At 43.8% G+C, this 22,146-nt stretch carries 19 protein-coding genes; 5 read left to right on the top strand and 14 right to left on the bottom strand.

Annotated elements, in window-relative coordinates; translation table 11 throughout:
- Nucleotides 1-248 precede the first annotated feature (248 nt).
- The 5 genes from HEQ19_24255 to HEQ19_24235 all read right to left on the bottom strand — a co-directional run bounded on the left by HEQ19_24255 (nucleotide 249) and on the right by HEQ19_24235 (nucleotide 6,439).
- Nucleotides 249-2,459, bottom strand: coding sequence for a tetratricopeptide repeat protein (locus tag HEQ19_24255; protein ID WYM02140.1), 2,211 nt, complete (start codon nucleotides 2,457-2,459; stop codon nucleotides 249-251).
- Between the two features lie 766 nt (nucleotides 2,460-3,225).
- On the bottom strand, nucleotides 3,226-3,405 hold the full coding sequence (locus tag HEQ19_24250) for a ssl1498 family light-harvesting-like protein (GenBank protein WYM02139.1): 180 nt from the start codon (nucleotides 3,403-3,405) through the stop codon (nucleotides 3,226-3,228).
- Between the two features lie 241 nt (nucleotides 3,406-3,646).
- Nucleotides 3,647-5,617 carry a glycine oxidase ThiO gene (gene thiO, locus HEQ19_24245; protein ID WYM02138.1) on the bottom strand — a complete coding sequence of 657 codons (1,971 nt, stop codon included), beginning with the start codon at nucleotides 5,615-5,617 and terminating at the stop codon, nucleotides 3,647-3,649.
- An 83-nt stretch (nucleotides 5,618-5,700) separates the two neighbouring features.
- Nucleotides 5,701-6,084 (bottom strand): hypothetical protein, encoded by a 384-nt coding sequence (locus HEQ19_24240; GenBank protein WYM02137.1) that lies wholly within the window; start codon nucleotides 6,082-6,084, stop codon nucleotides 5,701-5,703.
- Between the two features lie 16 nt (nucleotides 6,085-6,100).
- Nucleotides 6,101-6,439: a 2Fe-2S iron-sulfur cluster-binding protein gene (locus HEQ19_24235; GenBank protein ID WYM02136.1), complete on the bottom strand. Its 339-nt coding sequence runs from the start codon at nucleotides 6,437-6,439 to the stop codon at nucleotides 6,101-6,103.
- 77 nt (nucleotides 6,440-6,516) lie between these two features.
- On the opposite strand from HEQ19_24235, the gene cimA reads away from it, so the two are divergent.
- The 3 genes from cimA (at nucleotide 6,517) to HEQ19_24220 (ending at nucleotide 9,036) form a co-directional block, all read left to right on the top strand.
- Nucleotides 6,517-8,196, top strand: coding sequence for a citramalate synthase (cimA, locus tag HEQ19_24230; protein WYM02135.1), 1,680 nt, complete (start codon nucleotides 6,517-6,519; stop codon nucleotides 8,194-8,196).
- Nucleotides 8,197-8,397: 201 nt separating this feature from the next.
- Nucleotides 8,398-8,712, top strand: coding sequence for a type II toxin-antitoxin system RelE/ParE family toxin (locus HEQ19_24225; protein ID WYM03584.2), 315 nt, complete (start codon nucleotides 8,398-8,400; stop codon nucleotides 8,710-8,712).
- 15 nt (nucleotides 8,713-8,727) lie between these two features.
- A complete protein-coding gene (locus tag HEQ19_24220; GenBank protein WYM02134.1) occupies nucleotides 8,728-9,036 on the top strand; it encodes a HigA family addiction module antitoxin in 309 nt (102 codons plus the stop codon).
- A gap of 309 nt (nucleotides 9,037-9,345) precedes the next feature.
- Here HEQ19_24220 and HEQ19_24215 read toward each other — a convergent pair whose 3' ends face one another.
- The gene (locus HEQ19_24215) at nucleotides 9,346-9,579 is read right to left on the bottom strand and encodes a hypothetical protein (GenBank protein ID WYM02133.1); all 234 of its coding nucleotides are present in this window, start codon (nucleotides 9,577-9,579) and stop codon (nucleotides 9,346-9,348) included.
- A 159-nt stretch (nucleotides 9,580-9,738) separates the two neighbouring features.
- On the opposite strand from HEQ19_24215, the gene HEQ19_24210 reads away from it, so the two are divergent.
- Nucleotides 9,739-11,829: a flavin-dependent dehydrogenase gene (locus tag HEQ19_24210; protein ID WYM02132.1), complete on the top strand. Its 2,091-nt coding sequence runs from the start codon at nucleotides 9,739-9,741 to the stop codon at nucleotides 11,827-11,829.
- Nucleotides 11,830-12,602: 773 nt separating this feature from the next.
- Here HEQ19_24210 and purF read toward each other — a convergent pair.
- From purF to HEQ19_24190, 4 genes are all read right to left on the bottom strand, one after another.
- On the bottom strand, nucleotides 12,603-14,108 hold the full coding sequence (purF, locus tag HEQ19_24205) for an amidophosphoribosyltransferase (GenBank protein ID WYM02131.1): 1,506 nt from the start codon (nucleotides 14,106-14,108) through the stop codon (nucleotides 12,603-12,605).
- Between the two features lie 299 nt (nucleotides 14,109-14,407).
- Entirely contained in the window at nucleotides 14,408-16,771 is a 2,364-nt protein-coding gene (purL, locus tag HEQ19_24200; protein ID WYM02130.1) for a phosphoribosylformylglycinamidine synthase subunit PurL, read from the bottom strand.
- Nucleotides 16,772-16,812: 41 nt separating this feature from the next.
- A complete protein-coding gene (locus tag HEQ19_24195) occupies nucleotides 16,813-17,205 on the bottom strand; it encodes a type II toxin-antitoxin system death-on-curing family toxin (protein WYM02129.1) in 393 nt (130 codons plus the stop codon).
- Nucleotides 17,192-17,506 (bottom strand): hypothetical protein, encoded by a 315-nt coding sequence (locus tag HEQ19_24190; GenBank protein WYM02128.1) that lies wholly within the window; start codon nucleotides 17,504-17,506, stop codon nucleotides 17,192-17,194. Before HEQ19_24190 ends, HEQ19_24195 begins: the two co-directional genes overlap by 14 nt.
- Nucleotides 17,507-17,592: 86 nt before the next feature.
- On the opposite strand from HEQ19_24190, the gene HEQ19_24185 reads away from it, so the two are divergent.
- Nucleotides 17,593-17,886 carry a hypothetical protein gene (locus tag HEQ19_24185; protein WYM02127.1) on the top strand — a complete coding sequence of 98 codons (294 nt, stop codon included), beginning with the start codon at nucleotides 17,593-17,595 and terminating at the stop codon, nucleotides 17,884-17,886.
- 46 nt (nucleotides 17,887-17,932) lie between these two features.
- Here the strand turns inward: HEQ19_24185 and HEQ19_24180 are convergent, their stop codons facing one another.
- The 4 genes from HEQ19_24180 to HEQ19_24160 form a co-directional block, all read right to left on the bottom strand.
- Nucleotides 17,933-18,595 (bottom strand): hypothetical protein, encoded by a 663-nt coding sequence (locus HEQ19_24180; GenBank protein WYM02126.1) that lies wholly within the window; start codon nucleotides 18,593-18,595, stop codon nucleotides 17,933-17,935.
- 722 nt (nucleotides 18,596-19,317) lie between these two features.
- The gene (gene apcD, locus HEQ19_24170) at nucleotides 19,318-19,803 is read right to left on the bottom strand and encodes an allophycocyanin subunit alpha-B (protein ID WYM02125.1); all 486 of its coding nucleotides are present in this window, start codon (nucleotides 19,801-19,803) and stop codon (nucleotides 19,318-19,320) included.
- A 505-nt stretch (nucleotides 19,804-20,308) separates the two neighbouring features.
- Entirely contained in the window at nucleotides 20,309-21,592 is a 1,284-nt protein-coding gene (locus HEQ19_24165) for a transposase (GenBank protein ID WYM02124.1), read from the bottom strand.
- 123 nt (nucleotides 21,593-21,715) lie between these two features.
- Nucleotides 21,716-21,889 carry a hypothetical protein gene (locus tag HEQ19_24160; protein WYM02123.1) on the bottom strand — a complete coding sequence of 58 codons (174 nt, stop codon included), beginning with the start codon at nucleotides 21,887-21,889 and terminating at the stop codon, nucleotides 21,716-21,718.
- Between the last annotated feature and the right edge of the window lie 257 nt (nucleotides 21,890-22,146).

The following is a 22,146-nucleotide window of genomic DNA, read 5'->3' as shown; positions in this document are numbered from 1 at the left end:
GAATCTGTACAAAGCTACCCAAGGATAGACAATACTAGACAACTACGTTTGCAAGCAAAAGTTTTCTGTCTACTGAATATGTATGAATAAAGCTCCCACAGATATTTCTTGGGAGCTTTTTAAGTGTGAAACAGTTAATAACTAAAATTTACCGATGATAATTGGTATAATCGTCTATCTTCAGAAAGGACATAATATTAAGCTAACTTGTACTCAGGAATACAATCGGCGGATGACAAATTTTCACTTTACAACTTAGACAAAATTTCTGGCAATAACTGAGCAGGTACTTTAGATAAAGCTAAATTTTGTCCTTGTATTCCTAATTCGTTATGGAAAGCACGAATTGTTTTCACCACATAGGCGAAGGTAGTGTGATAGGTCTCTGGTTGTTGGCTTAATCCATATAAAGCTTGCAAATGGTTTTCTAATGCTGCTTCTAAATGTTGAGAACGTGTTGCTTTATCGCCATTAAAATACTTATCTGTGACTAGTTGATAATGGGCTAATCCTAAATTATTATGAGTAGCAAATAAATCAAAACTTAAAGCGGTAGTCTTCAGTGAGTGAGCTAGAGTCAGGGCTTCTTCGTAAGCGGTGATGCACAGTTGTAAATACTTTTGTTGCACTTGCTTACTTATCTGGGATAAATTTGCTAAATGCCAGTATGCTGTACCCAGATTATTTTGTGTAGCGGCGCAGGCGCTGGGAACATTAGTGGGAGTGCGATATTGGAGGGCTTCGCGGTAAACATCTATCGCTAGCTGGAGATTTTCCATTGGTTGTTCGTATTGTGCAAGATTCCAGTAAGCTGTGCCGATGTTGTTTTGAATCATGCCATACTTGAGTGGTTCTTGTTCTGGTCTGTAGTGAGCAAGTGCTAGGTTGTAAGCTGCGATCGCATTTTTTAAATGCACAGTCGGTTGATTGTATTGCCCAAGATGCCAGTATGCAGTACCTAAATTGTTCTGGCAAGCTGCGTACTTTAATCCATCCATTTGGGCTGTACGATAGTTGAGGGCTTCATTGTAGGCAAAAACTGCTTGTTCCCAGTTTTCGGCTGGGTTGGAAAAACGCGCTAAATCACCGTAAGCTGTGCCTAAATTATTTTGCACACGCCCATAAGTTTCTGGGTGTGTCTGGGGTGATATCAGTTTTAACGCCAACTGATAAAATTCTATTGCCTGCTCTATGTAAGTTTTTCCCTCTTCCGAAGCGGATGGTATGCGGTATAGCATCCAGTAGAGTGTACCCAAATCATTCAAGATATCCGGTAATTGCGGTGAGGTGTCATCATAGGAAATTGCCTCCTGATAGGCGATAATTGCCACCATCAAGTTTTCTATAGTTGACTGTCCTTGTTCAATGCGAAGGCGATATAAGTTGCCCAAGCGATGATACGCTACTGCTAGTATTTCCCCTTCAGCTTGTTGTGAATGTAATTGTTCAATTTCAATCAAAATTTGCTGCGCTAGCGAATTATCCTCTCCATCTTCAGCACTCTTGGTGTCATTTGTGCCGAATACTAATTCTGTTAATTCCTGGCTAACATTAGATAAATACGGCAGTGAGGTCCTATTATTGACATTAGATTGAGCCAAAGTTTCTTGCTGTTGTACCTCAACATTCAATAATTTCAATTTTGATGTAGTCATTTCTTCAGATTTACGTCCACCATGTACTGGTGTATCTGTTTCAAAATTGAAATTTTCTTGGTACTCCAATTCACCAGCAGCTGCTTTCATTTCTGCTTGGATAATCGCTTCTTCAATAGTCGATTTCTTAACCTTTCCTAAATCCAAACTTCTAGAATTAGAAACCTGTTCTGGATCACCTGAGTTGTGTATCGTTGGTGTCGGTTCCCCCGCAAAAGCAAACACACCAGTACGACAACGCCAAAACTGTGGCGCCGATTGCTGAATAGCAGACAACCAAGGACGCGATACCCACAACAGCAGGCTAGATTCTTGGAATTTATCGGCTTCTTGAGTACACAAATATTCTTCGCTTAAACGGAGATAGTGTAAAAATAAACGCTGTACTGCTACTGATTGCTTGGTTAGCTGTTCCACACCGACAATTTGAAATGCAGGTATCGGTAACGGTCGCCCTGGGGTGTCCTTTGATGCTCCAACAATCGGCGGTGGATAATTACTCAGCCATTGATTTATTTGAGCTATGGGATTGGGCTCGTTTAAATTCAACCGCAGAGTGACTAATCGTGGGTAGGCTGGTGTGCTATCTTCTTGACCATCCAATGTTTTATATAGCACTTGCCCAACTGGATAAGCCAATGTAGAATGCAAACGAGCAGCAACTTGATTTCTTAAGTGCAAATCATCACAAACTGCCAAAAACAGTTGTCGTCGTAAGCCCAGACTTAAGGCAAGTTTTAGACGTTGATAAACTTGCCGATTCCAAGCAAAATTATCTGTGTGTACAGTATCATTCACGCTCATGGCGGCTACAAAGCCAAAACACAGTGTACATCTCCTGATGGGGTATATCCAAGCAGGTGAAAAATCAAACTAAACTAAGCTACAACACATCTTGATTGCATAATCACTTCCTGGGGTTGAAGACTTATGACTTTTCACAGTCAATAGTTAACAGTCAACCGTCAATATGATGAAATATGCTTGTTTAATGTGGAACAGCTTATGACTATGGTTTTCAAGTAGATGTTGTTCTGTTCAGGATAAATCCAGGCTTTAAGGTCTGGAATTTTAAGTATCTAATTATACTTATACTATTTGTAATTCTAACAAAAAATAAAAAAACTAGGCTCATACCTGATGGGGAACCTGAAAGATCCAGGACTTACGCTAGTGTCACATTTAAAGAATGGTGCGTGACGCCACAAGTCAAGTAAGCTGCGTACAATATTTATCGAAGCGTCACGCACCCCAATACTGCGTAGGTTTTGCTCAAAAAACTTAAAATTCGTAGGTTGGGTTGAGGAACGTAGCAAGCTAGCCGTAGGCTAACCCAACATGGACGGGGCTTTGTTGGGTTACCCTGCGGGTTCTCCGAAGGAGTACGCAGAGCCTCAACCCAACCTACGATTTTCCTTAACCGAGCAGTATTGTCACGCACCCTACCATGATTAATGTGCCCCCAGAGTAGATCCTAAGATCTTAAAAATTTAATCTTAGTCATGTTCTGCCCACTTTGCCGAGTAAACGGAGAGTGGGCACCTGATCGCAGCGTTAAAATTATTTCTATTTAACCAACATGGGAAACAGAATAGGCGACTACAATCAAGCCGACCACCAAAACTGTCGCCGCGATTCCCAAGAAAATATAGGTTCGCTTTTGCCCTGCATTGGGAGGTTCTGCCGTATAAATCTTCGGTTCACGAGCAAAATTATTCAGACGACCACCTTCTTCAGTTGTATAGGGCATGGATTAATTCCTTCTTAATTATTGTTTATGTAATCTTAACATTGGTGGGGCATGGGGCATGGGGCATGGGGCATGGGGCATGGGGCATGGGGCATGGGGCATGGGGCATGGGGCATGGGGCATGGGGCATGGGGCATGGGGCATGGGGCATGGGGCATGGGGCATGGGGCATGGGGCATGGGGAAGAGTTTTTTCTATACAATGCCCAATCCCCAATGCCCAATGCCAAATCCCCAATGCCCTAACTATTAATTGTCCCAGTCAAAGGTGAGCTAGCGCTGGCGTAGTTTTTGATGGGCATTCTGCCGGCAAGGTATGCGAGACGACCGGCGACTGTGGCCAGGTTCATGGCGCGGGCCATAGCGGCGGGATTTTGAGCTAGAGCGATCGCACTATTAATCAATAAGGCATCTGCCCCTAATTCCATTGCCTGAGCGGCTTCTGATGGCGCTCCAATGCCAGCATCTACTACGACGGGTATGCCGGCATTTTCAATGATAATCTGGATATTAGCGGTTGTTTTTAGTCCCTGTCCTGAACCAATGGGCGCTGCTAAAGGCATGACTGTGGCACAGCCTACATCTTCTAAGCGTTTGGCTAGCATGGGGTCAGCGTTGATGTAGGGTAATACAGCAAAACCTTCTTTTACCAGTTGTTCTGCAGCTTGCAGCGTTCCAATGGGATCGGGAAGTAAATATTTGGTATCTGGTATCACTTCTAACTTGACAAAGTTATTATCTTCCTGTCCTAATAGTTTCGCCATTTCTCGCCCCAAACGGGCGACGCGAATTGCTTCTTCTGCGGTTTGACAACCGGCGGTGTTGGGTAACATCCAGATTTTTGTCCAATCCAATGCTTCAGCTAAACCCTCATGTCCGCTGGCTTTGGTTTGTACCCGCCGCACTGCTACGGTGACAATCTCACAAGCACTGGCGATCACACTTTGCTGCATTTCCTCGATGTTGCGATACTTACCAGTACCTGTCATCAATCGAGATTGGAAGGTTTTACCAGCAATGATTAGTGGTGAGTCCTGAGTCGGGAGTGGGGTATCGGGAGTGGTAAGTGTCGCAGAAAAATTTACCGGGTGAGTCAGCATGGATTTGGAGGTAGATGACTTAGTTTGAAACCGAGAATAATGGAAATGAGTCAGTAGGGGGTCAGACTTTTGCTCCCAGATCAAATCAGCAATTAATGCGGCTGTGATCGGCGCAAGCAGAATCCCATTGCGATAATGGCCAGTGGCTAGGGTTAAATTTTTACAGGGGCTAGGGCCAAGAATCGGTAATTCATCGGGAGTAGCTGGGCGAAATCCCCACCAGAATTCCTGGATGGGGTAATGCTGTAATGGGGGATATAGCCGGATGGCTGCTTGGAGTAAATTTTGAATACCCGCTGGGGTGTTGTGGGGGGTAAAGCCAACATCTTCGCTGGTTGCGCCAATGATGATTGAGCGATTTCGCCTCGGTACGATATAACTATTTTGTCCAAACAAAACCCTTGTTAAAGGTAATTCCGGCAGAGATTCCGGCACCCGTACACTCAACATTTGTCCTTTTCTGGGTAGCACGGGTAGGGGTAACAATTCATTTGACCAAGCACCCGTTGCCAAAATATAATGTCCGGCACGAATTAGACCAGCATTGGTTTGCACACCCACAACCTGTCCCTGCTGCTGGGGAATTGCTTCGACGCTAATACCTTGTTTAAGTTCTACGTCTAGGGACTCGGCGGCTGTCAACAATGTCCGCACTAATGCCCGATTATCAACTTGTCCATCTTCAGGATACCACCACCCACCAACTACTTCTGCTGCCAATCCTGGCTGATATTGATGAATTGCGTCTTCATCTAACCAATATGCAGGGGATGAGGGGGATATTAGTCCCCCATCTCCCTGTGTTACGCTGTCTACCGCCTGTTCATAAACAGGTGCTAAGATACCGCAGGGCCAATAGCCAGTATTTAAGCTAGTCAGTTCTTCGAGTTGGCGCGTCCAGTCTAAATATAAAGAACGCGATCGCCAACATAACGAACGCATGGCACCACTGGAGATCTTTTCTGCATCTGGTGCTAACATACCGGCTGCAGCGTGGCTAGCGGCGTGAAAATCGCGACAAAGCACGGTGACACTTGCTCCGCGCAATTTGAGTTCAACGGCGATCGCCAAACCAATAACGCCGCCACCAATAATTAAAACATCACTAGTCATTAGTCATTGATCATTAGTTACTTATCATTAGTACATAACTAATAACTCATAACTAATAACTCACTAAAATCACTTAACAGGCTCTACCACAAGGCTCGAATCGGTTGGTTATTTTGGCTTGTATCATTTGATGATGTATCTGTAGATTGAGTCTCTGTAGATTGAGCGTTGAGGGATTGACTATCTGTAGTAGTTGCGTCTGGGGTATTCTCCGTAGCTGTGCTGGAGTCATTATTGGTGGAGGTGTTATTTTGAGCAACACTCCTTCTACTTTCAGTCGTGGAATCATTATTCCGTTCAGCAGCTGTGCTATTAACATTAATATTAGCCGGAAGCACGCTGGATTTTCTGTTGCTCACAGGAACGCTGGCACTTTGCCCACCCATCGGAAAGTTGATGCCGAGTAATGTACCCAGTAAAATCGCCAAACCGCCAGCCATCAGAATTAGCGGTGTCCATCTACCCATCTTGTTTTGCTCCTTATTAACCTTCTGGTGTCCACTTGATTTGGGAACTTTCTCCCCAAAAACCTGCAAATTTTGTTACTCTTACATCGCCCAAAACCTCAGTTTGACAGGCTAACCGTCGGTCTGATGTGGGAGAATGAGGAGGAAGCGAACGCCGCGTTTTGTCACGCCAATTCGCCGCCGACACTTCACCCTCAACCTTGACCGCACAAGTACCACAGCTGCCAATACCCCGACAGTTTATGAGATTAGCACCGCCATTGTAGAGGTCAATACCATTTTGCAGCAAAATTTTGCGTAAATTCACATTGCGATCGCACTCAATTGTTTGGCCTTGAGCTAGTACCCTGGGCATAGTTTTAGATTACCAAACTGACTTTTTGTTGTATATTGGCACATTGCCTCAAAAGTTGTCTCGCAGGTCTCAGTCTTATGACCACAAATCCCTCACATCAACTTTGGCTCTATGACACCACACTACGGGATGGCACACAGCGGGAAGGCTTATCAGTATCCATAGAAGATAAGTTACGCATTGCCAAAAGGCTCGATCAACTAGGAATTCCCTTTATTGAAGGCGGTTGGCCTGGTGCCAATCCGAAGGATGTACAATTTTTCTGGCAATTACAAGAAAATCCGCTAAAACTTGCAGAAGTTGTTGCTTTTTGTTCAACTCGTCGCCCCAATAGTACTGCAGCTACCGAACCCATGCTACAAGCAATTTTGGCAGCTGGTACTCGGTGGGTGACAGTTTTTGGTAAGTCTTGGGATTTACACGTGACAACAGGTCTGAAAACGACTTTAGACGAAAATTTGGCGATGATCCGCGATACGATTGAGTATCTTCGTTCTCAGGGGCGGCGTGTCATCTATGATGCCGAACATTGGTTTGATGGCTATAAGCAAAATCGAGATTATGCTTTACAGACATTAGAGGCGGCGATCGCAGCTGGTGCTGAATGGCTTGTCCTCTGTGATACCAATGGCGGTACTTTACCCCATGAAGTTAGTGAAATTGTCCAAACTGTGGTAAGAGTGACTGGGGACTGGGGACACTTCGACAAGCTCAGTGCATCGCTAGGGACTGGGAAAGACACAAACCTCTTCCCAATTCCCCAAATTGGCATTCATACTCATAATGATTCAGATATGGCGGTTGCCAATGCCTTAGCTGCTGTTATGGCAGGGGCAAGGATGGTACAGGGTACAATTAATGGTTATGGTGAACGTTGTGGGAATGCTAACCTCTGTTCGTTAATTCCTAATTTACAACTGAAGCTCGGTTATAGTTGTATCGCAGAAGACCAGCTCACCCAACTGACAGAAGCTAGTCGCTTTGTCAGCGAGGTAGTTAATCTCGCCCCTGATGAACATGCACCTTTTGTAGGATTGTCGGCTTTTGCTCATAAAGGTGGTATTCATGTCTCAGCGGTAGAACGTAATCCCCTGACTTATGAACACATTCAGCCAGAACAAGTCGGAAACCGTCGCCGCATTGTGATTTCTGAACAATCTGGACTCAGCAATGTGTTGGCTAAAGCTCGCACTTTTGGTATTGAATTAGAGCAGCAGAAATCAGAAGCCCGTCTACTTCTTCAACGCATGAAAGACTTGGAGAGTGAAGGATATCAATTTGAAGCTGCAGAAGCAAGTTTCGCTCTGTTGATGTATGAAGCTTTGGGAACTCGTCAGCAGTTCTTTGAAGTTAAAGGTTTTCAAGTACATTGTGACTTGATTGAGGGCAAAGAAACTACCAATTCTGTAGCGACAATTAAAGTAGCTGTCAATGGTGAGAATATTTTGGCTGCAGCAGAAGGGAATGGACCAGTTGCGGCTTTGGATGCTGCTTTACGCAAGGCTTTAGTCAACTTTTACCCCCACATTGCAGCCTTTGAATTGACCGATTACAAAGTGCGGATTCTCAACGGACATACGGGCACAGCCGCCAAAACCCGCGTGTTGGTAGAATCAGGAAATGGTCAACAACGCTGGACAACTATAGGCGTTTCCACCAACATTTTGGAGGCTTCTTATCAAGCGGTGGTGGAAGGATTGGAATACGGTTTATTGTTGAATTTTCAAGCAGAAACCAAGGTGATTAGTAAAACGTAAAATTCAGCCCGCAAATCCAGCGTATTTCAGATCAATGAGATACGCTGGTAGGGGCACGGCAATGCCGTGCCCCTACGAGTGTATTAGACTCAAGCGAGAACCGCTATATTATGGCGAACCACTACTTAGCTGACTTGAGCGCTTTCCAGCCTCCGGCTGGAAACGAGACTTGTCTTGGCAGTTAGCAGTGTATACTAACGGTTGACGATAGTAACGCAAACCGATAGTATAGTGATTGTTAGTTTTAAATCTGAAGAGACAAAGCTGCTCTTTGACAACTTTACATCTTCTGAGTATCCGCCCAATATCCAAAAAACTGCTTTACGAAAACTGCTGATTCTTGACGCAGCAACATCAATTAACGATTTGCGTGTTCCACCTGGTAATCGCTTAGAAAAGCTAGTTGGTGATAGAAAAGGGCAGTACAGTATTCGTATTAACGATCAATGGCGAATCTGCTTTGTTTGGACCGACGAGAATAATGCTTCGGAAGTTGAAATAGTTGATTACCACTGACACATAAAAATAATTATGAATAACAACCGTCTGCCAAATATCCACCCTGGAGAAATCCTACAATTAGAATTTTTAGCACCCATGAATCTCACACCTTATCGATTAAGCAAGGATATAGGTGTAGCTCAGACACGGATTAGCGAAATTTTATCTGGAAAACGCAGTATTACAGCAGATACAGCTTGGCGTTTATCCCACTATTTTGGTAACAGCGCTCAATTTTGGCTGAATTTACAAACTCAATATGATTTACGCCAGGCTCTTGAAGAAAATGCAGAGGTTTACAATCAAATCCGTAAAATTTCGGTAAATAATGTAGCTTAAGTTACTCACTGCCGAGGCAGTGCTAAAATTTGTGGAAAAATTCTTAACCAAGACTCTGCACCCCTTTGCGCTGTCTCTAGGTGCCTAAAAAATTTAGAATCAGAAGTTTGTGCTGAAAGTTGTACCAAGTCCTGATATGGTTAAAAAGGTGGTTGCTAGGCGGTAAATCCAACATCAGGAACCAAATTGCGAATCTGACAGGAATGATCACTCCCACACCTAAAAAAAGCGATACTCTTTGAGAGTCACTCTGTGGACGCAATTTGGGCAAACACCGAGAAGTCCATCCACAAGCTCAACGACACTCCTCTAGGTAAAACTTTCCCAAGCTTGAGCCACCACTTTACACAGCCAGCGTCTTTGCTGCTTATCTAGCAGGGGGTCATCAGCTAGCACCTGGGCGGTTAATTCTTCCAAAGATTGACCCTGAGAACGGACAATTTTAATCACTCCGGCGATCGCCGCTGCAACTAGTTCTTCATCAATCGGCTTTTGTCGCAGGGCAACAATTTCTTGAGGGCTGTCTGGAATGCGATAATTCATGGCGTGGGTTTAGAGAAATAGAGAATGAAAAATAGATTTGACAAAATATTAAATTTTCTTCACCGAATCTTTATGGAACTGATAGCGGGGAGTTTAGCGTATTTTCAGCCTTATACAAATCTGTCTTAGTGAGTAGATTTATCGGAGATTTGAAAAAAAATGCAAGAAATTCTTTATTTGGAAGTTCCTACTCCCGATACCGCTGCTGTACGCCATTGGCTACAAGCAGACTTTGAACCTGGAAATGGCGAAAAAATACTGACCCCAGAAGGCTTTCGTCTGAAAACTCAAGATGCAACTACAACAGTTGGGGCGACTATTTCTGAAAAGTTACCAAAGGAACTTTCTGTATTTATTTGGTCGCTACAGCGAACTACCTATTTAAAAGTATTCCGGTGGACAGATAAACCCTTTCCTCATGAGCAACAAATCCTACAACGGCTAACTACTCAAATCAGAAGTAAATTTCCCCATCAATACCCAGAACCGCCAGCAATTGATCTGTCCCAACAATCAATATTTGCAGCCCTGGCGCCCTATTATCCCCTGACAGTCAAATACTTTGAAAAAATGCCCAATGGGGAATATGACCTCAAACGCGCCTATTGGTGGGAACAACGATGGCGTGAAGGTGTACGGAATCCCCAGCAGCCACGTCAGGTGGTATTTTCCCATAAAGGGGATTGGGGAAAAGAAAATCCTCATCCCCAGTACGATATCATCTACATCGGTGGCGCTTTAGGCGCAATTCATGCGGCGCTGATGGCGAAATTGGGGTATAAAGTATTATTGATAGAGCGTCTGCCTTTTGGGCGGATGAATCGAGAATGGAATATTTCTCGCGATGAAATCCAAAGTTTAATTAACCTGGGTTTGGTGACTTCCGCAGAACTGGAAACCATCATTGCGCGGGAATACAAAGATGGATTTAATAAGTTTTTTGATGCCAATAATCCTTCTAAATTGCGATCGCCTGTCTTACATACTCCCACAGTCTTAAATTTAGCCTTGGACTCCGAAAAATGGCTGCAAATGTGCGGGCACAAGCTGCGGGCTACTGGTGGTGAAATCTGGGATGAAACAGAGTTTATCAGTGTTCATATAGATAATACACAAGTTATAGTAAAAGTCAAGCATTTGCCTAGTGAAAATGAGAAGCAAGTAACTGGGCGATTGCTAGTAGATGCAATGGGCACCGCCTCCCCCATCGCTTGGCAATTAAATGGTGGTCGCGCTTTTGACAGCGTTTGTCCGACGGTGGGAGCGGTAATTGATAGAGGATTTGACCCTGGAGTTTGGGATTCTCAGTATGGAGACGTGCTATACAGTCACGGCGATATTTCCAGGGGAAGACAGTTGATTTGGGAATTATTTCCCGGAATTGGCGAAGAATTGACGATTTATCTATTTCATTACCACGAAGTCAATCCTGAAAATCCCGGTTCCTTACTGGAGATGTACGAAGACTTTTTCACGATTTTGCCAGAGTATCGCCGATGCGACATGGATAAACTTGTGTGGCGAAAACCGACATTTGGCTATATACCCGGACATTTTAGTGTCGGGAGTAGCGATCGCACCGTAGCCTTTGATAGATTAATTGCCATCGGTGACGCTGCTTCACTGCAATCTCCCCTGGTATTTACTGGCTTTGGTTCCCTGGTTCGCAATTTAGAACGCTTAACAACCCTTTTGGATGTCGCCCTTAAGCATAACCTCCTGAGTTTCAGCAATTTAAACCAAATTCGCGCCTACCAAAGTAACGTTTCCGTCACGTGGCTATTTTCCAAAGGGATGATGGTCCCCACAGGGAAATTTTTACCACCCCAAAGGATTAACGCCATGCTGAATACCTTCTTTGGGCTATTGGTAGACGAACCCCCAGCAGTAGCAGATAATTTCATCAAAGATAGATGTGATTGGTTAACCTTTAACCGCCTCGCCATCAAAGCAGCTCGCAAAAATCCAGAGTTGTTATTGTGGATTTGGGAACTAGCAGGACCAAGGGATTTGATCAGGTGGCTTGGTAATTATTTTAACTTTGGTCGTTCAGCGCTAGTCAGCGCTGTGCTGAGTGGATGGTTCCCCCGTTTCCTGGAGAAAATTGGTACTTGGTTGGAACCTCGTTATCCCGCATTTTGGTTAAAGCTGTTGACTATTAACTACGCTATCACCACAGGCAAACCGCGATCGCCAACTCAAGTAGCACAACTCAACCCAAAAGAGCTGATTCCAAATAATCTGGGGTGAGGAACTGTAACTTAATTACTACCCACATGTAGACATTACTGGACAAAAATGGGGAGTATTTGCTCACGCTAACCGTATTCTGATATTCTCAGACTAGGTAAAGCCGCCGTCAACCGATTTTGATTACAAACGTAGTTGTCTAGTATTGTCTATCCTTGGGTGGCTTTGTCCAGATTTCTATGAACGGTTAGCTTAACCCGTCATTCATCCCACACCATACCCGAAGTTGGTGTGGGATGAATGACGGGATAAAAACGAGACGCCCTCTAATTGTTTTTTACCGCAGGTAAAACAGATTAGAGGGCAGTTGAGTTTTTATCAATATCTTGAGATAAGTAATCACTTCTTGCTATTGTATCAGTGACGACAAAGCCTAAAATGCTGGTCTAACATAGTACCTTCTCACTTTGGGAGAAGGTACGCCAAGAAAACTGAAAATATGGGGTTTTATAGGGAAATGCAACCGTGTATGCGTTGCTGCCTCCTGTAAGTAAAATTTTCAAGGAAACTAGTTTGAACTTGGAATTTTTTAAGACCAAGAGTGGGGCAGGGCACGTACCTCACTATAAAATGCTGTGGTGGGAAAAATGGAGTACCACGTTCGCGTAGCGTCCCGCAGGGAAAGAAGTTCCTGATATCCTTAATAGGACTCGGAAGCCTACACCACATTGCTTGCAATTGGTGTAGGAGTGTCACACAAAAAAGGCGATCGCCTCCCCAATCCCCAATCCCCAATCCCCAATCCCCAATCCCCAATCCCCAATCCCCAATCCCTACACCACTGCTTTTTCTAAGATCAACTTAGAACGCTTCACCTGATCAGGAATCGGAACAGGATAATCGCCGGTAAAGCAAGCGGAACAGAAACTATTAGTATCTTCCCGTGTGGCTTCTAGCATTCCTTCCCAACTGAGATAGGCCAGGGAATCTACTTCCAGTTGCTGGGAAATTTCTGCTACTGACTTGGTAGCAGCAATTAGCTGGTCTTGGGTGTCCGTGTCGATACCATAGAAGCAGGGGTGAGTCACAGGGGGAGAGGAAATTCGCATGTGGACTTCCACAGCACCGGCGTCACGTAAAGTTTTCACGAGTTTGCGGCTGGTGGTTCCCCGGACAATGGAATCATCTACAATGATGACGCGCTTACCCTTTAGCACATCTTTGAGGGGGTTAAGTTTCATGCGGATACCAGACTCGCGCATGGTTTGGGTTGGCTGAATAAAGGTGCGCCCAACATAGCGATTTTTAATCAGTCCTTCAGCGTAGGGAATACCAGAAGCTTGGGAATAGCCAATGGCTGCGGGTATTCCCGAATCAGGAACACCAAAAACTATATCCGCATCAACAGCAGATTCTGCTGCAATTCGCCGCCCTAAACGCATCCGATAACTATACAAACTTTCGTTGTGCATGATGCTATCAGGACGAGCAAAATAAATCATCTCAAAAATACATAGCTTGCGCTGGGGCTGTTGATTCCAGTGGATGGAAGTCAAACCGGCTTCAGTAATCCAAACTAATTCTCCTGGTTCCACCTCTCGCAGGTACTCAGCACCAATGATATCTAAACCACAAGTTTCTGAAGCCAAAACGTAACGCTCAGGATTACCAGCCAAAGTGCCAATGACTAGGGGACGAATCCCATGAGGGTCACGCACACCCATAATACCAATGGGAGTGCCAATAACTAAACTAAAAGCGCCTTGACAGCGGTGAAACGCCCGCATACAACCATCTAGCCAATCTGCAGTGGCGTTGACTTCTTCGGCGATCGCAAAAGCAATCATTTCTGAGTCTGTTGTCGTCACTAAGTTGCATTTGTTCTTCAGCAACTCTTCCCGCAGCTGCACAGTATTGACTAAATTGCCATTATGTGCTATGGCTACTGTACCTAAGTCAGTTTCGACAACAGCCGGCTGGGCATTAACTTTGCGGCTAGAACCAGTGGTGGAATAGCGGGTGTGACCAATAGCTAGGTTTCCCGGCAACTCGGTTAAAATAGATTCATTAAAGACTTGAGACACCAAGCCCATATCTTTGTGCAGGTGTACCTGTGTACCTGCAAATGTGGCAATCCCAGCTGATTCTTGACCCCGGTGCTGGAGGGCATACAATCCAAAATAGGTCAGTTTAGCAACGTCTTCTCCTGGTGCGTAGATACCAAAAACACCACAAGCTTCTTCTTGCTTGTCGGGATGATTTTCATGACTGTGAACTTCTTCTGGCTTGTGATTCTGCTGGGGATAATCATCCGAAGTGACGGGATGAATGGGAATCATGGTAGCTTTGCTCCTGGTGCGGGTGTCAAGTCACTGGGATAACCGGTCTGTGGAAGCCCCTACATTCATTAATGGGAATGTATGGGGGAAACCCACGGGCGATTTTATTCGCTGTCCCCTTCCGGGGTTGAATCTAGTCAGGTTAAAGCTTGAACTCGCCTCCGCCTTTAGGCGTAAGGTTCCTGACTGGGATTATGTCGATAGATAGTGGCAGATGTCTTAATAAATCTTTAACCATCTATTAAAACATTATCGTATTTATGCTCATTGACGTTAATAATCAAAAGTTCCTAACTTTTCTAACTAGGGGTAGTAGCTGGGATAGTCAAACGTCTGGCGATCGCCTGGGAATAGCGATCGCTCACATCTGTGATGCTAAGGTTGATTAATGCTTGGTTTTCAGTGGTTAAAACCCTTAAACCCAAATCAGAATTAGCAACCGTGCCTAGCTTTTGCCATTCTTTCCCCAGGTGTTCCTGTAAATAGGATTCCCAAATTCCTTGCTGTTCTAATCCTACAGAAACTAAAATCCGTCCACCACCTTCAGCAAATAAGACTTCATCGAGGCGAACTGACTGATTTATTGGGATTTCTAATGTAATTTGAGCGCCAAGGTTGCCAGAAATGCAAGATTCTGCTATGGCAATAGCTAACCCTCCTTCAGCACAATCATGGGCTGAACGTACCCAACCCTCACGAATTCCTGCACGACAAACTGCCTGTACGCGACGTTCTAAGTCAAAATCTACCCTAGGGGGAATGCCTGCAACCGTATTGTGGATAGTAGCTAAATATTCTGATGCTCCCAAAGTTATTTTGGATGTCACAGGCAATCCTAATAAATAAATTAAATCACCGACTGCCTGCCAACCTTGACCACAAATTTTGCTGATGTCAGAAATCAACCCCACCATCCCGACAACTGGGGTAGGATAAATAGGTTGGGGGTTGCCTTGAGAATCTAGGGTTTCGTTATAAAGAGAAACATTTCCCCCAGTGACAGGTGTAGCCAATTCCCGACACCCTTCAGCTAAACCACGACAAGCCTCTGCTAATTGCCAGTAACCAATCGGTTTTTCTGGACTGCCAAAATTGAGATTATCCGTCACCGCCAGGGGTTGGGCACCCACACAACTCAGATTGCGTGCTGCTTCTGCCACTACAGCCTTAGCACCCTCATAAGGGTCAAGATAAACATAGCGCGGATTACAATCCACCGTCGCCGCCACACCTTTGTTACCGCCTCCTTTCACGGTTGACGGGGGTTCTAAAGGACGTAACCGCACCACCGCCGCATCTGCCCCACCTGGTAAAATTACCGTATTATTCTGCACCTGATGGTCATACTGGCGATATACCCAGCTTTTAGAAGCAATGGTGGGTGTATCCAGCAAAGTTAACAAAATATCATTCCAACTGTGCAAATTTCCTTGAATTTTGATCCCAGCAGTTGTGCAGTCCGGTAAGGAATCAGGCTTCCATTCCCAAGCTTTAACTGCATATTCTGGCGGTTCTGTCAATAATTCTCGGTGATAAAGTGGCGTATTTTCTGCCAAAGCATCGGCGGGAATTTCTGCAGCTACTGTACCTTGAAAAAGAATCCGCACAATCGGTTCTGCAATCACAGTCCCACCGACTACCGCATGTAGTCCCCAACGGTGAAAAATATCGATTAATTCTTGTTCCCGTCCCTTGTGGGCGACAAACAGCATCCGTTCTTGAGATTCTGAAAGCAGGTATTCATAGGGAACCATACCAAATTCTCGCGCCGGAATCTTATCTAAATCTAGTTCAATACCGACACCACCTTTAGCAGCCATTTCCGAAGTTGAACAGGTGATCCCAGCAGCCCCCATATCTTGGGCTGCGACAACAGCACCAGTTTTAAACGCTTCTAAACAAGCTTCAATTAACGACTTTTCCAAAAATGGGTCGCCCACTTGCACAGCGGGACGATTATCTATAGACTGATCGCTTAATTCAGCACTGGCAAAACTTGCGCCTCCCATACCATCGCGTCCGGTGGTGGAACCGACATATAAAACCGGGTTTCCTATACCAGCAGCCCCAGATTTAACGATTTCTGGCGTTTCCATCAATCCCAAGGCCATCACATTCACCAAAGGATTCCCAGAATAAGCGGCGTTAAAGTAAACTTCACCGCCCACGGTGGGTACCCCAACGCAGTTAGCATAATGTGAAATTCCCGCTACCACACCTTGAAATAACCTTTGGGTTTTAGCATCATCCAAGGAACCAAACCGCAGGGAATTTAATAAAGCAATGGGACGGGCACCCATTGTAAATATATCTCGCAAAATCCCACCCACTCCCGTTGCCGCGCCTTGAAAAGGTTCGACAGCTGAGGGGTGGTTATGGGATTCAATTTTAAAAGCTAGTTGTAGTCCATCGCCTAAATCGACAACACCAGCATTTTCACCAGGACCTACCAGAATCCTCGGTCCGGTCGTGGGAAACTGTTTGAGTAAAGGGCGGGAATTTTTATAACAGCAATGCTCTGACCACATTACCCCAAACATACCCAGTTCAGCTTTGTTGGGATGACGCCCTAAGCGTCGGACAATTTCTGCATATTCTTCTGGCTTGATACCTTCTGCGGCAATTTCTTGAGGGGAAAAGGGAGTAGGAGACGTGGCTGTCATGGAAATAATGCACCAAGGGGACAGAGCATTATTCTACCGATTTACTTGCTCATAAGATGCAGTTTTAGGAATGCAGATAATTGTTCTTTGGACATTTCCCGTTGAACTACTTGAATCACCAAGTTATAAGTTTGTTCGTCTGATAAATCTAAACTGTAGCCATTCAAGGTGATGAAGGTATCCATCACGGCGAAAGCAGTACGCTTATTACCATCGATAAACGGATGGTTCATCGCTAGATGGTACAGATAAGCAGCTGCTTGTTCATAAATTGTTGGATGCAAGAGTTCACCGCCAAAAGTAGCTTGAGGTTGCGCTAGTGCGGAATCTAGTAAGCCTTCGTCTCTAATACCAAAAGTGCCACCAAATTTTTGAATCTGGCGGTGGTGAATCTTGATAACTTGGGCATTAGAAAGAAATTTAGGAGTCTGCAAGGCGGCGATATACCTCTTCCCTTTTTTGCTCAGAAATTAAGTAAGCCTGCCATACTTCGTTATCTGTAGCAATCTGATTTGAGGTATTATCCCATAATTTGTCTTTGCTGTTTTCGGTTTCATGGAAAGATGCAGCAAAACCAGGAATACTCAATAATTTTTCAGTTACATCTTGTTCATCTGTTTTTTGTAGGTAAGTCAGAAAAGCAACTGCGATTTGCAACTGTTCAGGAGAAAGCTGGCGTAATTGGGTTTCTGCTGCCAATAAATAGGTGCTGTGCTTTTGTTCTGCTGCCATCATTACTCATTCCAGTATTTTTACTATACCGAGGTAAAAAACATTTATATAGTATAGAAATTGTTAAATAATTTAAACATTTTAATTATATGCATATTTTTCAAGTATTGTTTGGGCAAATTCCAGCTTGTCATAATCCTGATCCAATACAATGGCCTATTATAATTTCTGCAATTGGCGGAATTTTAGTTTTTTCTGGTGTCGGTGCTACTGTCATTGCTTCTGTGGCAAGTGCTGTGGTAACAATGCTGGTGGCAGGATCTAGCTTTGAGACCATTGCAGGAGCAACAGCATCATTACTTCACACAATTTCTACAATCAACGTATCACTGGAGTTAGTTGCTCGGTTAGTGAATGCCGTTAAAACTATTTTAGGATGCTAGTAGGGTGGGCATAGCCTTACCTACAAATACTACTCTTCCCCAGTCACTAGTCCCCACGACTAACCTCCAGATTCTGTAAAATCAAATCTGCTCTTGGTGAAAAGCCGTCACCATATTCTCCTGGGAATTGGCTAATCACATAAAAAGCCTTACCATTTTGTTGACCAATATACACATTACCCACTATATCTTTACCCTTACTAAAAACAATCTTTTCTTTCGCCCACCGATAGGAAACATTTTGCGTCCGACTCACAACCCGCCACCCATTAGATGCAATTAATCCCTTCTTAGCATTCACAAAAACTCTTACCTGTTCTAGGGTTTTGAGATTTTTCAAGAAAGCAACATGGACATAGGCATTTTCATTTTTGCTTCCGCCAAAATTGGCAATAAATCTCACTCCGGTTCCTTCACTAGAACTACCCCCTTCAACAATAAAATCCTGCACAGGAAAATAGGTAGTGAATAAATTACTGAACTTGTTGTACAGTTTCACGGTAATCGGGATTTTTTCCCCTTCAACATAAATTGTGGCAGATTTAGTGGGCGGTCTCTTTGTTTTTGAGTTATAACTAACGAAAATCGCAGTGGGTGCAGTTGTTAAGCTGTTGCTATGGGAAACTCCGTTCTGTGCTGGTATAGCGCAACCCAAAGATCCTACCAAAAGGATTGTCCCAGCTATTCGATTGACAAAATTCAGATCCATTTTCCTTAAGGATGTCTAGTATTTATTAGAGAAAAATTTTGTAGTCTAGAGTACAGTTATTATTGTCATAGTATGCATTGGTCTGCCTCAAGTGAGAAATTTGTGAAGTAGATACAGTTTGCCTGTAACAGTCAAGTGATGACAATCACAAGTGTAGATGACTAAGATCGTCTCGCCATACTTTCTAAATGGGCATAATTACTACAACTGAACTCTAGCCGAGTCATTAATAGGGAACACACTAATTGCCGACAGATTCTCACAAAGAACTGTCGGCTTTTTGTATTTGGTCACTGGTCAAGGGTCAAGGGTCAAGGGTCAAGGGTCAAGAGTCAAGGGTCAAGGGTCAAGGGTCAACGGTCAACGGTCAACGGTCAACGGTCAACGGTCAAGGGTCAAGGGTCAAGAGTCAAGAGTCAACGGTCAAGAGTCAACGGTCAAGAGTCAACGGTCAAAAACAAATGACAAATGACAAATGACAAATGACAAATGACAAATGACAACTGACAAATGACAAATGACAAATGACAAATGACAAATGACAAACCCATAAAATTTCCCCACAGATGGTTGTTAACTTGACACAGAGCGTGCCAGAGCCACAACCAAGTGTGGGGAGGGTATGATCAAATTAGAAATGTTATGGGTATATGAGTGCTAAGATTTCGCACTCTCTCTAGATAGACCAAAAGACCACCAATGGAACTAGCGCACACTTTGGATCAAGACATTGCTTGAATTATGTAATCAAAGTATGGAGCTGTTTGGGCGGCGTCTTCGGCACTGAGTAACTCAAGGGAGGCTTTTTTCAAAGAATTGATGGCTTCTACCATTCCAGGTACGGGAACACCCAAGGAATTGTACATTTCCCGCACGCCAATCAAACCAATTTGTTCAATTGGTTCTTTGTCACCAGCAAGTACGCCATAGGTAATTAGGCGCAAGTACCAGCCAAAGTCCCGGATACATAGAGAACGCTGGCGTTCTCCGTAAGCATTACCACCGGGGGAGATAAAGTCAGGACGTTTCTGCCAAAGTTGTTTAGTTGCTTCCTGAACTATCTTTTTTTCGTTTTCCGCTAGGGTAGAAGCAATCCGTGTCCGCTGTACACCGGTCTGCAAAAACTCTTGGATAGTCTTGAGTTCACCACTGCTGGGGTAACGCAGTTCGTCGTCGGCTTTGAGAATTACTTGGTTAACTACAGTCATGATTATTGCAATCACGCGAAATAATATTACTTGTTAGTGTGAAGTACCCCAACCTGCTTCGCTGAGGTTGGAGCTTGCCAACTTCAACTCAACTCAGGGACGGTCTTATTCGTCGTGCGGAGTTTCCCGTCTCAACCGCCGTGGCCTCTTTATGCAAGCATAATTTGGTCTTACACAGCGTCCACAGGCAGACACCCGTCTCCCCCAGGTGTATACTTTACGTACAACATGGCTTGGTCTATACTTTTACCGCAGAACTTAATCATGCGAACCAGTGGTCATGTTCTTTCCCCGAACTGCCGATTTATCTGCGGCAAGAGGAGGCAGTGCGGTGGGCGGGTTCCCCGACATAGAGCAACTGCCGTTGGTAACTCTACTTTGAAGTTAGCCTGTCTGTTCAATACGGTCGGGAGGGTCAGCGACCATCTAAATCATACTGTATTTGGCTACTGTTAATAGTTCCAAATCACATAGTCAAATATAGTCAGACTTATGCAATTTAGCTTTAAGCGACTCTACTTTCAGCATGGACACGCTTAAATAGTGGAGTTATCCGCCTTGGATGTACTACCAGACACCCCCTATCCCTTAGAATAGACTGGAGACAGTCAAATCCTTCAGGATTACTTTTTCTGCCGATGTTGTACCCTGCGTTCACGTCGGCATGAATCTTCAAACCATCTTTACTGATATACCACGCACGTTTGACACGTTTTCCTGAGAATACATGCTTGATCTTGTTGTTAGGTTGATAAGTTGGGATGATGTCCCAATCAATCGCTGAAGCCTTACTTGTGTAAGATTCTTCTGCTACCTTAACGGTAATACCGACTCTAACTAATTTATAAGTCAGCATTTCGATAAATATTGCGTGTGGTATCTGAGTAAAATTTTGGTTTGTACGTTTACCTAAATTAAGACGTGTTTTCCATTGTTCGTTTTTCCCGATTGAGACGTGAGTTACACCAAGAGATAGAAGTTCATCCACAATCATTTTTGTGGCTTGATGTAAATATGAAGAAACAAATTGATGGCGATTACGAACGATGTTTGCAATTCGCCTTGACCGAGCTTTCCTATTGGGTAGAAAACCTCGAAACTTGGCAATCTGCTTGTTATAAAACTGGTTGGCTGATTTCAATGGTTTACCATTTACAATAATTGGTTGTATTGCTAGATCATTGAAAACAATCGTCGCTAGATTATCTAAACCAATATCTATCGCCGCATTCAGTTCAGGATTCAAACTACAAAAAAACTCTGACAACTCGGTAATTTCATAGACTATTTCGATAACGAAGCATCCAGTTTTTGGGATAATTCGTACCTCACACAAGTCCTCAAACTTTAGTCCAGGCTTTACTGGAATCCTGATTGGCGACATTGATGGGATAATGAAACCTTTATTAAATTCTCTTTTACCAATTGCTTGATTATTGAATTTAACTACGTTTTTGTCATCAACATAATTAGGTGGTTTTGGTCTACCAGTGAACTTAGTTGGTTCAAGTTTATAAGCCACTAATGCTTTGTAGTAAGCAATCCACGCATCTGCATTCTGTTTTAATACGAGTTGAGCTACTTTTGCGCTTATTGCTTTGTAGTTCTCGTTTTGTTTAAATAAAGTGTCTAAGCTAGCTTGTGATTGAGTTCCCCATCCGTAGAAAAAACCTTGACGCTGAGTGAATTGAGCAGTGTTGTAAAGCTGCCGGGAAATAGTGGTAATGTCACTACAATAATCAAACCAGTCATGTCCTTCTTTGATTATGTGCTTTTCTACTTGACGCATATTTATACTGAGCGTAGTCAAAGTATTGATCAACTTTGGCAATGAAATTAGTATATCATTCAAGATCCAGTAAGATATGCTTGACTAGAAAACTTAATCAATCTGTTGGAGAATTTAAGGCTTCTACAATTTTTTCGGTTTTGCGCTTTGCCCTGATATCTTTTTCGGGTCGTAATCAACAATTACCGTACCCGTGGGAAGTTGCTCTGTTGGATATGGTATTTTACCTGCTTTGTCATGTCGCCAAGCGGTAAGGTACGAAATCCCCAAGGTTTTAGCATAATCAGATAATTTCATTAGGACTGTCTTTTAGACTATATCTGACTATGCTAGACTATATTTTGTTTAAAGTTTTATCATACATCTTCTGGCTGTCTTTCGATGGAAAGATTTACTCAAAGATGTAATCGTCGTAGCCCACTCCCTATACCCACTCTGCTACGCTCTTAGTGGGGACTAGACCCTATCGTCAATGTTTGGGAATTGGGGATTGGGGAGAATAATTAATTACCATTGCCTATTCCCTCTTGCATCTTGACTCTTAACTTTTGACT

The organism is Gloeotrichia echinulata CP02 (assembly GCA_038087035.1).
GTDB classification, from domain to species: Bacteria; Cyanobacteriota; Cyanobacteriia; order Cyanobacteriales; family Nostocaceae; genus Gloeotrichia; species Gloeotrichia echinulata.
Note: the sequence above shows the minus strand (reverse complement) of the source record. Positions and strands in the feature narration are given on the sequence as shown.